The sequence below is a fragment of the Rikenella microfusus DSM 15922 genome (assembly GCF_000427365.1).
GTDB classification, from domain to species: Bacteria; Bacteroidota; Bacteroidia; order Bacteroidales; family Rikenellaceae; genus Rikenella; species Rikenella microfusus.
The window spans coordinates 1,541,975-1,554,358 of sequence record NZ_KE386488.1; the positions used below are offsets into that span (position 1 = coordinate 1,541,975).

Genomic DNA, 12,384 nt, shown 5'->3' on the forward strand with positions numbered 1-12,384 from the left:
CGCCGCAGGGCCGGATGGAGAGATCGGCACACGGCTGCGGGTAAAGTCGTATATCCTTTCCCCGAACGGAACGGTATTTGCATCGGAAACCTCCGGACCCTCCGGCAATGACCGTCCCCGCGGAACGGGATTGGAGGAAAATCACTAACTTTGCAAAAATTTTAAATAACTGAGCAGAATGTCTTACAATCTTCTGAAAGGTAAAAAAGGCCTGATTTTCGGTGCGCTCAACGATAAATCCATCGCCTGGCAGGTGGCCGAACGGGCCGTCGAAGAGGGAGCCGAAGTCGTGCTGACCAATACCGCCATGGCGGCCCGTATGGGCGGTACGGCGGAGCTGGCCGAAAAACTGAATACCATTTTCGTCCCGGCCGACGCTACCAGCGTCGAAGACTTGGAACGCCTGATCGATAAAACGATGGAACATTTCGGCGGCAAGTTCGATTTCATCCTCCACTCGATCGGGATGTCGCCCAACGTCCGCAAGGGGCGCACCTACGACGACCTCGACTACGGCTTCCTGATGAAGACGTTGGACATTTCGGCCATTTCGTTCCACAAAGTGATGCAGGTGGCCCGCAAGAAAGACGCCCTGAACGAATGGGGGTCGATCGTCGCGCTGTCGTATATCGCGGCCCAGCGGACGCTGTACGGGTATAACGACATGGCGGATGCCAAAGCGCTGCTGGAATCGATCGCGCGTTCGTTCGGTTACATCTACGGGCGCGAGAAAAAGATCCGCGTCAATACCGTGTCGCAGTCGCCGACGCCGACCACGGCCGGCAGCGGCGTGATGGGACTCGACCACCTGATGGATTTCGCGCAGCGCATGTCGCCGCTGGGGAACGCCACGGCGCTGGACTGCGCCAATTATGTGCTGACCCTTTTCAGCGACCTGACCCGGAAAGTGACCATGCAGAATCTGTTCCACGACGGCGGTTTCTCCAGCATGGGGATGAGCCGTCGGGCGATGAAACTGTACAGCCAGAGTCTGGAGAAAGAACTGAAGGAATACGAGGAAAAGAACATGGAATTCCTCGATGTGAAACACGGGAAATAGTCCGTGTACGAGAGAAGAAAGGACGGGTCCGGCGGTTATCGTCGGACCCGTCCCTTTTCGTGGCCCCATGCAGTCCCCTGCCGCGACATATGAATCGTCCGGTTACATCGGTTTCAGGTAAATCGTCCGTTCCCCTTCGCCGGTCGTGACCGACGCTCGGGCCAGATGTTCCGTTTCGGACGACGGCCGGCACTGACCGTCCGGACACAGGCGCATGTTGAACGTGTATTTATACCCCCGTTTCAGGATGTCCGGAGCGACTCCCTGGTAATACCGCCCTCCGGCCCGTACGGTCAGGATAAGCCGGCTTTTCTCATAGGCGAAAAAAAGATACCGGTTGGTTCCGTTCGGCGTTACGGCCGGGTTGAATGCCGTCGCCCGGGGAGGAGACTGCGTATCCGTGGCCGCCCCGAACAGATAGCCCCAACTGCTGAATCCGCCGATACTCAGTTTGTCGATCGAGGGGACATCCGTCCAATCGGAATCGAAAAAGACGTTGAACGTGACGAGTGCCGTCACATGGGCCAGATCGACCTCTACCTTGTTCGTGCCGGGACCGAGGTTACAGACGGCCGTCCCGCTCAGCGGCGGCCGGATGTTTTCCGCATCGAACAGTTTCGTGGCGGCCGTGTCTTTGCGGTTCAGGAAATCCTGCTCGTTTCCGGCAAAAGCGGCCAGTTCGTGCGAGCTGTTCGCCACTGCGTAAATCCGCACCGAGGGGTAAGAGTTCCGTATCGCTGTCTCCGGGGGCAGAACGCGGAAACGGAACGCATATCCTTCCGCGCGGGGAAGATCCTGTGTGAAAAGCAAGTCGCCCCGGTCGTCGAATCCCGCGACGAACAGACTTTCGGTCCAATCGGCCGCCGCTTCGGTGCCGGCTGTCCCCGTGGGTAACCGGACGTGCCGCAGCGCAAGCTCTATGTCCAGGGCTGCCGAAAGCTGAAGCAACGTCAGCGACGACGTATAGCCACGCTGCGGCTCGTAGATCCGTATGGAAGCCGCACGGTCTTCGAACGAATGGTTGGCAGTCAGGAAAAACGCGAGGGTATCGAACTTTTCCCCTGCGGAAAGCCGGGAGGCTACCCAATCCGCGCCCTGCCCGATGTCCACTCGATAATTTCCCCCTGCGTGCAGCCTGACGACAATCGTGTCCCGCGCGGCTCCCGTTTCGTATATGGATTGACCTTCCGGCAGGGTTCCGTCTCCCTTTTGCGTCACGCCGATGCTTTGCGTCGCGTCGCCCGACAGGATGCGGATATAGGCAGTCCGTTCCTGCGGCGTCCGGTTTTCCTCTGCGACGATGCTCAGCGTTACCGTTCCCGGCCCGCCGCTGCGCGGCGAAATCCGGATCCAGTCCGCAGCGGCTTTCGTATCGGAAGTCTCCGCACTCCATGGGGCGGTCGCGGTAAAAGTCACCGTCGCCGCCTGGTTGTCGTCCATGTACTCCGGCAATACGATCCGGGGTGCATCCACCGTAATCTCCGCGGGTATCGTCTCCACGTCTCTGTCGCAGGCAGCCAGCAGCAGGACGGCGCTCCACAGGTATATCTTAAGTTTCATGTCAAATATTTTATGGCAACTATATACGACTTTACCCTATTTATAAGCACACCTGATTTTCTGTGTGTTTCGGTCCGCGCCCATCCCCGAAGCGGCATAACCGCTTGGTGCAGAACCGATCGGGAGATATTCCGACTTTGCGGGTAAAGTCGTATATATTTACCTGTTTTATATTGTTATCGTGTATGTTATGACTATTTTGAACTTGCATTTCGTTTATTTTTGTCATTAAATCAAAAAGCGTTCCACGGGCGGCATCAGGCCGTATCTTCGATCCGTCCGGATGTCAAGGAAAATTCAGAATCTAACAAATCGGGTATATTTTTAACAAAAGGGGCGATTCGTCCTTTCCGGCTATCGGACGATTGCCGGAAAAAGCGTTACTTTGCAAACAGCGAGACCGAAAATCGATATTCGCAGTAAAACATACAGCATGGAGATTAAAAAAAGCGGAGCCGCCCTGTCGAAAATCGTACAGATCGGCGAAAAACTCAAAAAGCTGACTGCCGAAACGGGGCAGGAGTACCTGCCGCTGAACCGCGGCGTCAATGCAGTAGTCAATATCGACCTGCGCGAAGTGGTCGCAAATATGGATTTCAATTCCAACGACATACAGGTGTATCCTCCGGGACCGGGCTTTCCGGCGCTCCGCCAGGCGATCAACGACGAGTATTTCGGCGGCAAATCTTCGCCGGACAATATCCTGATCTCGGCCGGGGGGATGAACGCCCTCGACCTCGTTGTCCAGACCGTGGGAATGGGGAAACTCTACCTGCCGGTCTATTATTGGGGCTGCTATTTCCAGATGCTGACCGTGCGGGGAATCGGGAATGCCGAGTATATGGCGCAGAGCGATCTCGAAGGCATGATCCCGGAGCTGAAAGGCAATGCGGTGCTGATCTGCGACCCGGGCAACCCGCTGGGCGAAAAATACGACGACGAACAGCAGTTCGCGCTGATTAAAAAGCTCAACGACGCGGGGATCGTGGTCTTTTTCGACAGCCCGTATCGCCGCATCTTCTACGACAAAACGGACAACTATTACCAGCGCCTGATGGCACTCGAAAACGTGATTATCACCGAAAGTTTCAGCAAATCCGTCGGGTTGAGCGGCCAGCGACTGGGCTTCATCCACACGACGAATAAGGAGCTGCACGACGAGCTGGAAATCCGCCTGATGTACTGTACCAACGGGGTCAATGCGTTCGCACAGCAGTTGATCCTGCGGCTGCTGACCACGCCCGAAGGGATCCGGGCCGCGAGCGACTTCAAGGCCGCCACGGCACGCGATATCGCCCTGAACATCGAGTACCTGAAACAGCGCGGCCTGTTGGCCGAGGAGTACTACCACGCGAGCACGCCGACCGGCATCTTCGTGGTCGTGAACCGTACGGAAGAGGAGTTGCTGGCTCACCGAATCGGCAGCGTATCGCTCTCGTTCTTCACCAAAAGCCAGAAAGAAAAAGCCTCGAAGTTCGCCCGTATCTGCGTTTCGGCGCCGCATCGGAAATTCGTCGAATATTTCGACGCTGTGCAATAATCCGCACCGGTCGAAAACGGATCTACGCCCGTGGGCGGAGGATGAAAAATCATCTTTCATCCTCCGCCCACGGGCGTAGATTTTCGTACTGCCGCGATCCGATCGGCGGACTGCATTTATCATAACCCGATTATATACTTTGGTATATCTTTCGAAATTTTCATCAGCGTTTTTTCGGCTCGCGCCGCCCCCCTCCTCCGACGGCCGAAAACCGTCCGGCCCGGAACCGACAGAGGGAAATTTACCACCAAACAGGTGGTATGTCAAAGTGTATAATCGGTTATCGTTAATAATAACGGGAGGTGATTCTACATGACTTTACACAAACTTTCCGATAACTCCGTTTAGGCTCCGCGCCGGACGGCATGAAACAGTGCAAACCCGGGCAAAAGCCCCGGAGAGTCCGGCGCGAACCGAAATACAGGTAACGTAAGATGGTATATAAGGCCATAAAAAGGCCCCCGGAACGGCTTCGAGCCGTTCCGGGGGCTTCCCGGCGGATTTCTCCCAAGACTACTAACACTCCGAGAGAACCGGGCGGAAACGATCGATACTTACGACCGGCGGGTTGCGGATTTTCAGTCCGGCGAAAAAGGGAAAGCCGGACTGAAAATTTGCTTCATCGGGACTATTGTTGGTTGACACCGATCACATCCCAATAAATAGCACCCGTAGTCTGGTCGTAGGTCGAACCATAACCGGGGATTTCCAGCAGTTTGTTCCGCGTTTCGTTGTAATTCGCGTTGTTCAGTTCGTTATTAGGCCGCGGCAGCGAAGCACGGCGCGGGAACGAAAGCGTATTGGTCGAAGTACGCGGAGTAGGATCTACCCAATAGAGACCGCTGGGGCGTTCCGCCGGAGTTTTGACCGATACGATCTTCGGGTAGCCCGTTTTACGCCACCAGTCCCACATTTTGTTGGCCTGGTTGTAAGCGTAGATCCACATCTGACCCACGACAGCTTCTTTCTTATCCGTAACGTTGGCGCTGTTCAGGTCGACATTGCTCAAATAAGTGCCGATTTTGCTGGTCAGGTCGTACGGTTCGGTTTCGTTCACACTGACGATCTTCGTTGCGCTCAAGCTGGTCGCTACCTGTATTTCGTAACGGTTCGCGTCGCGCTGAAGTTCTTTCAGAGCGGCTTCCACCCCATTTCTATACCAGATATCTGCCGATTGTTTCGTATCGACCCCTTCGAGGCTCAGGTACGCCATCATGAAACAGAATTCGGGATAGGTGTACACCGGATGGGTATAGAACTTATTCGACGGATTGACATCGCCGTCATTACCGTTGACGCCGCTGTTCCCGTCGCCGTCGCCTTCCGTCTTACCCCCGTCGGCGATGAAATAACGGCCCTGCGGACGGCTCGCCATTTCCAGCGTGAACGAAGTGTCCGCATTCCAGATCGTACACGTCGCCGGGAATTCGTCGGTTACGGTCCCCGTGTTGGTCACGGTCCACGGTTTGAGTTTTTTGTTGTACTCCGAGTCGCCCGGTTTGTAATCCGGATGGTGGAACGTGAACGTGAAGTTCCGAAGTCCCCACAACTGGCCCGGCCCGCTCATATCGTAGTTATACGGGTTGGCCGACTGCCCCTGGTAAGCCATCATCGGATCGGCATCGAAGTCCAGGACATCGCCCCACGGCACGTCCTTTGTCCAAGTTTTCGTCTCTTTGTTGTAATAAGCGTGTTTCACCAGCGAGTCCGGGAAATAGTGCTGCATCCACTGGATCGCTTTGTTCTCCTTGTTCAGGCTGTTGTTGCGGGCCAGCAGCGGCAGGCGCGGGTCCTTCAGCTGTTTCAGGTAGTGGATGAAGTTGTCCGTCACGGAATAAATCACGCTGATCGAGTTCGTCCCGTCGGAGTTGTAGATCAAACCGCTGTTATCGTTGCTGCCGTTCATAAAGGCATACGCGCCCTCGTCGGCAGACTGGAAGACGTTGTCCAAACCGCCGTCCAGCACTTCGGTACGTACCTTTTCGAAACGGGTGCCGTCCACGTCTTTCATGATCCAGGCCATGTACAGGCGGTAAGAGTTGGCGAATTTCTTCCACAGCGTGCGTTGCTGAGTATAATCGCCGCGCGTGGCCGGTGCCGTCGGCGTGCTGCTGACGATATAGCCGTAGATCGGGTCGAATTCGCCCAGCTCGGCTGCGGTCTCTTCGGCCGGAGCAGCCAAGACTTTAATGTAGCCGGCCAGCTCGTCGTCAAGCGATTCGTACACGCTGTTGTCGAAGATGTCGTACGTCGGTACCAGGTTGCCCTCCAGCCCCTGGAACGCCTGCGAATAGATGGCGGCGCCGTAGTTCTGGAACACGCGGAACGCTTCGTAAACCTTCACGATACCGCAGATGGCGTGCAGATCTTTGTATTGGAGTTGTTCGTACTCGTCCAGGCCGTCGATGTACTTTTGCAGCTGGGTCATTTGATACCCTTTGGCATACAGCCAATCATACATGTAGGACGTGGTCCTCAGCGTAACGTAGGTATTGGCCAGTTTGTCGCAGTAAGTGCCGTCCGTCGCCCCGTTATAGTGGACGAAGTACTGCATTTTGACGGCAGTATTGAACATCAACGCTTCGCCGAAGCCGCGGCTGTCGTAATCGAAATCCTGCATCACATTCATGAATACATACCGCGGGTCGGTTTCCGAGATCGTGTCGGGATTGGTGTTCAACTCGCGCATCTTGTCCTGACAGCCGACAAGGGCGAGCGCCGCCAAACCTCCGATCGCATATTTAGTTATTTTCATATGAATTCTCTGTTAAGAAGGTTAAGTTAGAATCTCAGGTTCAGGTTGATCGAGAAGTTGCGCACGAACGGAGTGGTACCGAAGTCGAACGGCGAGAAGACGTTGTTGCTGATGAACGAGTCGGGGTTCGAGCCGCCTTTCGCTTTGTTGATGATGTAGCACAGGTTGCGTGCGGTGAACGAGAGGCGTGCCGATTGCAGACCGACGTGTTTGATCCATTTTTCCGGGAAGTTGTACCCGACCGTGATCTCGCGCAGGGCCATATAGGTCTGGCTCGACACGTACATGTCGGTTGCGCTGTAACCCCAGTTCTGACGGTAGTAGAGAGAAGCCAGCATCGGTTGGATATGTCCGGCATCGACCGCTTCGCGGAACGTCATCCCGTTCAGATCGACTTTCTGTCCGGTCGCCCAGGAGGTGACTTCCGTGGTACCGCCGGCAGCGTTGCTGAATACGGCGTCCGGAACGATACCGTTGTATTCCCATTCGCCTTTGTAGTTGATACGGGCTTCGCCGCCGTTATTGGCGCCACGGCCGTAGAGCGACTCTTTTGAGTTACCGGCCTGGGTCGCATACGGCTGGATGGTCTGTACGGAGTGTCCGCCCGAACGTCCGTCGATCTGGGCGTAGAAGTCCAGCGAGCCGCTGTTGTTGGGCAGGTTCACCATCACCGAGGTGTTGAAACCGTAAGTGAAGTCGGGCATCACGCTGCCGAACGAAGTGTAACGGTTCGATTTGCCGCCCCAGTACGAGGCTTCGTCGCCGTAATAACCGGCGATGCTGTTCGCATTGACGTAGGTGTAGGCCATACTCGTCGAAGCGTCGAGCGACCCGGCCTGCGGATTCGTGTTTTTATTCGAGTCGCCGTTACCTGCATACGCGATCAGAGCTTTCCCGTTGCGGTAATCGTTCGGATCGTCGGCATTGTAGAATTTGGCGATAACACGACCGCCGCCGTTGTAGCCGTTACCCCCGGTGAGCACACCGAATTCGCCGCCTTCGAAGGCATATACGGACGGCGAATAGCTGAACCCGCCATTGATCTGGTAAGCGGTCTGGCCCGGATAGAGTTCGACGATCTTACCGCGGTTGCGGCTCCAGTTGGCGCTGATGGTCCAGTTCACCGTACGGGTACGGATCGGAGCCACGTCGAGCTGGATTTCCCACCCCTGGTTCTGGATGTTACCGGCGTTGATCCAGCGTTTGCTTACCCCCGATTCGGTAACGGTGGCCAGCGAGAGGATCTGGTTTTTGGTGTTGGTCTTGTAGTAGGCGACGTCCACGCCGATACGCCCGTTCAGGAAACGCAGGTCGGCACCGAATTCGATCGAGGTCTGAAGTTCGGGTTTCAGGTCGTAGTTCGGAAGGGTCGTGTTGTTCGGAGAGGCCATCAGGATGCTGCTGTTCAGCGGGCCGATTTCACCTCCGACGGTATAACCGCCTGCACCGTCGGCCGTATTGTACGCGTCGGTACCTTTACCTACCTGTGCCCACGAGGCACGCAGTTTACCGAACGAGAGGATGTTCGGGTCGATCTGGAACGTATCGGAGAAGACCCAAGATGCGTTCACCGAGGGGTAGAATACCGAATAGTTGTTCTGTCCGTTCGGAATCCAGCTCGGATACATCAGCGACGAGAGCCAGTCGTTACGGCCGGTCACTTCCAGATATACCTGGTCTTTCCACGACAGGTTCACGACACCGGCCACACCGACGGTCATCTGGTTCCGGGGAGTGTAACCCACCGACATCTGCTGCGTGGTAATAGCCTGCTGCGAGTTCGAGAACGACCATATACCCGGGGTAATCATACCGCCGTTGGTGCTCTTGGAATACGAAGTAGAGCGGGTGTTCCCGTAAACTTCTGCCAGCAGCCGCACGTCGAGTTCGAGGTTATCGTCGATAAACCGATTGTTGCTGTGCAACTGGGCGATACCGTCGTAAGAACCGCTCGTGGAATTCTTGATGCTGTATTCACCGTTACCGGCCGGGCTGTTCAGACCGCCGTAAACTTTCTTTTCATAGAAGGTCTGCCAGTTGTTGTAACTGATGCTGACGTTGGCGTCCAACCAGTCGGTGAACTGGGCGGTCAGACCCAGCTGGGCGATAATCGTCTGTTCGTTGCGGTTATCGTCCTGGTTGGCGATACGGTTCAGCATGGTGTTCGGCACGGAAAGGTCGGAAGTCCCGTACCGTTCCTGAGTCACGGGGTCGATATAGTGCTCGTTGTACCATTTCAGGTCCGTGTTACGGTTGATGTAGTAAGAGGTCATGTAACCCGGTACCGTACTGCCGTCCCAACCGTTGTTGTAATAGGCGTTGGCCGTGTTGGAGTTCGAGTACTGGAGGTTCAGGTTGGTGGACAGGATGTCGTTGATCTTGCCGTTGGCGGTAAAGTTCAGCGAGTGGCGGGTAAAGCCGTTGTTCGGCATATTGCCTTCGCTGTCCGAATAACCGTACGACAGACGGAAGGTGGCCTTTTCGGAACCGCCGGTCAGGGCGACGCTCACGTTGTCGGTCCGGCTGTTCTGGAAATAGGCTTTCCAGTTGTCTTTGTAGGCCACGTAGTCTTCCAGCGGGTTGTCGATGCCGTCCGGAGCATAGTATTTGTAGTATTGGTACATCTGCTGACCTTTCATCGATTCGAAGGAAGGCCCCCACGAGAAACTGTCGTAGCTGGTGTACGTAGAATTGACGCCGGGCATCATACCGCCTTCGTAACCGTTGGTCGGGTCGCCCATACCGTACTCGTTCTGAAGGGCGATCGAGTTTTTGTAAACGACGCCCCAGTCGTGGGTATAGTTCACTTCGACACCGATACCTTTGCGGGCTTTACCGCTCTTGGTGGTGATCACGATGGCGCCGTTGGCTCCGCGGGCGCCGTACAGCGAGGTGGCTGCGGCGCCTTTCAGCACCGTTACCGATTCGTAGTCGTCCGGGTTCAGGTTCTTCAGCTGGTTACCGTATTTGGTACCGTCGCTGTTGTTTCCGTAGGTCATGGATGCGTCCTGCTGTTCGTATTCCATGATGATCCCGTCGATCACGTAGATCGGGGAGTTGTTCTTGGTCAGCGATTTGGCACCGCGGATGGTCACGGTCGGAGCCGCCGTCAGGCCGGATGCCCCGCCGCTGGAGATTTGCACCCCGGCGACCTTACCCTGCAAGGCATTGGCGGGACTGAGGGTGTTGGTGCGGGCCAACTCATCCCCCTTTACCGTGGAGGTGGCATAACCCAAAGCACGGTTCTGTTTGCGGCCTCCCAAAGCAGTTACCGTGACCGCCTCTGCCTGTAAAGCAGAGGAGTTAGGTCGTTGGATTCCGTATATGTATCTTGATTTTAACGGATATATGCAAACCGTATGAATTTCCGTACATACGATTTGCATATATTTTCGCGGATATTACGGGCGGATTTTTCCAATACGGCGAGTTTATTTTCCGAAGTCGGTCAGCAGATGCGCATTTTTTTCTCTTTCCTCTTTCTCGAATCCGGCCAGGTAGCAGGCTGTAGTTTTCAGATCGTTGTGGCCCAGCGATTCGGAGATATAGATAATATTGGCGCCGCGGCGTTTCAGAATCGTGGCGAACGAATGCCGTGCCGTGTAGGTCGAAATTTTACCGATCCCCAGGGCTTTGCCGATGATGTGCATGTGCCAGTTGATCCGGCGGGTCAGGTTCTGCGTCTTGATCTTCATCTCCATCGCCGTCTCCCGGCCGTTCAGGAACGGGAACAGGTAATTGTCCGCCGAAGCGGGATTCCCCCATCGTTGGATGATTGCCTGCATCTGCTCGGTGATGACGGCGCGGATCTCCTTGCGCATTCGGGAGGTGTGTTCGGTCTTCTGGCGGACGAAGCAGATCTCGCCGTCTACGATGTTGGAATATTTCAGCTTGATCAGATCCGCGACGTTGATGCCGTTGCAGAGGTAAATGAAAAACCACAGATCCCGGTAATAAGCCGTCAGCGGACTGTCGCCCTGATAGTTGGCTATCTGTTCGATTTGTCTGATATTCAACGCGATCTTCCGGCCTTCGCCTTCCTGTATTTCGAATTTTCCTTTGCCGAACGGATATTGCGTGTCTTTCAGGCAGCCGTTTTTCCGGGCCTCGTTCAGGATGGCGCGTATGGCCCGCAGATGCATGCTGATGGTGACCGGGCTTTTGTCTTCGGCTTTCAGGAACCGTTCGTACCGTTTCAGCCAGTGTACGGTGACGTTTTCCAGCGGGATACGGTTGGAGGCGAAACGTTCGACGGACTTGATGACATTGTTGTACCAGAGCATGTTGCCGATCCGTTGTTCGGTTTTGAGTACTTTGATCCGGTGTCTGAAAAGCGCGTTCAGCGTGTTGCCGCTTCCTCGTCCCAGTCGTTGGCTGAGCGTTTCGAACGAAAATTCGCCCTTGTCGGTCAGTTCCTGCGTCTGTTTCTTGATCAGATCGAAACTGCTGCCGATGTCCTGCCTGATTTCCGAAAGCCTTTTGCTTTTCGCTTTGGACATTTTTTCCCAATCATGGGGCGACATCTCTTTCCCGGTGGCGTAGTATTTCTGGATACGTTTATAAGTTACTTGAATTTTGACCGGATAGAGACCGTTCTTCTTGGCCCGCCGGGTGTCGAGCACGGAAGAGACGGTGACTCCGTCTTTGGCATACTTATACATTATAAAATCCTCTTTAAACCATAGCAGCAATGTAACGGAATTTACATACAATTTGCATACAACCGTGGTAAAAGCAGGATTTTGCCGATGTAAAGCGATAAAATGGGCTTACCTTTCGCGCAGGCTCCGGGTGAACCTGTTATAGGCGGCCAGCGTACCGTAAACGACGATGATGTCACCGTCGGTAAGCGTGGTTTCGGGCAGTACCGGATCGACCGCCAGTTCCCGGTTATGCGTGATGCCGATGGAGTTGCGCTCCGCGCTGTTCCGGATAACGGCGAGGAGTTTCAGGCCTCCGCGTTCGATCTCGCTGTCGGAGACGGTTTTCCCGTCGAGCGGGGAGGGCAGTGCGAAACGCATGACGTAATGGTCGCGGTCGATCTGGTAGGAGCTGAGAAAGCCGTTCAGCTCGAATGACTGGGCCATGACTTCGGCGGCTTCCTGTTCCGGGAAGATGATCCGTTTGACGCCGAGCGCCTGTAGTACGGTGCGGTGAAGTTCGTTCAGGGCGCGGGCTACGATATTGTCGATTTTCATCTGTCGCAGCTGGGCGACGATCTGGATCGAGGCGGCGAAGTTTTCGCCGATGGCGACGATCACCAGATCGGCCTGATTCAGCGGGAGGGTTTTCAGGGCGTCGGTATCGCTGGCGTCCATGCAGATGGTACTGGAGAGGCTGTCGCGCAGTTCGTCCACGCGGTTGCGGTGTTCGTCCACGCCGATCACTTCGTGCCCCATCTGGGTCAGCCGCGCGGCCAGCACGGAACCGAAATTGCCGAGGCCGATAATAATGTATTTCATAGTTGTC

7 protein-coding genes are annotated in these 12,384 nt (G+C 55.4%); 2 read left to right on the top strand and 5 right to left on the bottom strand.

Annotated features, from left to right (window positions below):
* Positions 1 to 178 precede the first annotated feature (178 nt).
* Positions 179 to 1,060, top strand: coding sequence for an enoyl-ACP reductase FabI (locus RIKMI_RS0107525; protein WP_027291106.1), 882 nt, complete (start codon positions 179 to 181; stop codon positions 1,058 to 1,060).
* A gap of 102 nt (positions 1,061 to 1,162) precedes the next feature.
* On the opposite strand, the gene RIKMI_RS0107530 is transcribed toward RIKMI_RS0107525, so the two are convergent.
* A complete protein-coding gene (locus RIKMI_RS0107530; RefSeq protein ID WP_027291107.1) occupies positions 1,163 to 2,620 on the bottom strand; it encodes a BACON domain-containing protein in 1,458 nt (485 codons plus the stop codon).
* A gap of 433 nt (positions 2,621 to 3,053) precedes the next feature.
* On the opposite strand from RIKMI_RS0107530, the gene RIKMI_RS0107535 reads away from it, so the two are divergent.
* Positions 3,054 to 4,160, top strand: a complete 1,107-nt coding sequence (locus RIKMI_RS0107535) for a pyridoxal phosphate-dependent aminotransferase (RefSeq protein ID WP_027291108.1) — start codon at positions 3,054 to 3,056, stop codon at positions 4,158 to 4,160.
* 628 nt (positions 4,161 to 4,788) lie between these two features.
* On the opposite strand, the gene RIKMI_RS0107540 is transcribed toward RIKMI_RS0107535, so the two are convergent.
* The 4 genes from RIKMI_RS0107540 to RIKMI_RS0107555 form a co-directional block, all read right to left on the bottom strand.
* Positions 4,789 to 6,915 carry a SusD/RagB family nutrient-binding outer membrane lipoprotein gene (locus RIKMI_RS0107540; RefSeq protein ID WP_027291109.1) on the bottom strand — a complete coding sequence of 709 codons (2,127 nt, stop codon included), beginning with the start codon at positions 6,913 to 6,915 and terminating at the stop codon, positions 4,789 to 4,791.
* 26 nt (positions 6,916 to 6,941) lie between these two features.
* A complete protein-coding gene (locus tag RIKMI_RS13405; RefSeq protein WP_084135223.1) occupies positions 6,942 to 10,301 on the bottom strand; it encodes a SusC/RagA family TonB-linked outer membrane protein in 3,360 nt (1,119 codons plus the stop codon).
* Between the two features lie 45 nt (positions 10,302 to 10,346).
* A complete protein-coding gene (locus RIKMI_RS0107550) occupies positions 10,347 to 11,576 on the bottom strand; it encodes a site-specific integrase (RefSeq protein WP_027291110.1) in 1,230 nt (409 codons plus the stop codon).
* Between the two features lie 108 nt (positions 11,577 to 11,684).
* Positions 11,685 to 12,377 (bottom strand): potassium channel family protein, encoded by a 693-nt coding sequence (locus RIKMI_RS0107555; RefSeq protein ID WP_027291111.1) that lies wholly within the window; start codon positions 12,375 to 12,377, stop codon positions 11,685 to 11,687.
* Positions 12,378 to 12,384 lie beyond the last annotated feature (7 nt).

Bases quoted from the DNA above. Each gene is read 5' to 3' on its own strand.
- RIKMI_RS0107525 (WP_027291106.1), top strand. From the start codon at position 179: ATGTCTTACAATCTTCTGAAAGGTAAAAAAGGCCTGATTTTCGGTGCG.
- RIKMI_RS0107550 (WP_027291110.1), bottom strand. From the start codon at position 11,576: ATGTATAAGTATGCCAAAGACGGAGTCACCGTCTCTTCCGTGCTCGAC.
- RIKMI_RS0107530 (WP_027291107.1), bottom strand. From the start codon at position 2,620: ATGAAACTTAAGATATACCTGTGGAGCGCCGTCCTGCTGCTGGCTGCC.
- RIKMI_RS0107540 (WP_027291109.1), bottom strand. From the start codon at position 6,915: ATGAAAATAACTAAATATGCGATCGGAGGTTTGGCGGCGCTCGCCCTT.
- RIKMI_RS0107535 (WP_027291108.1), top strand. From the start codon at position 3,054: ATGGAGATTAAAAAAAGCGGAGCCGCCCTGTCGAAAATCGTACAGATC.
- RIKMI_RS13405 (WP_084135223.1), bottom strand. From the start codon at position 10,301: ATGCAAATCGTATGTACGGAAATTCATACGGTTTGCATATATCCGTTA.
- RIKMI_RS0107555 (WP_027291111.1), bottom strand. From the start codon at position 12,377: ATGAAATACATTATTATCGGCCTCGGCAATTTCGGTTCCGTGCTGGCC.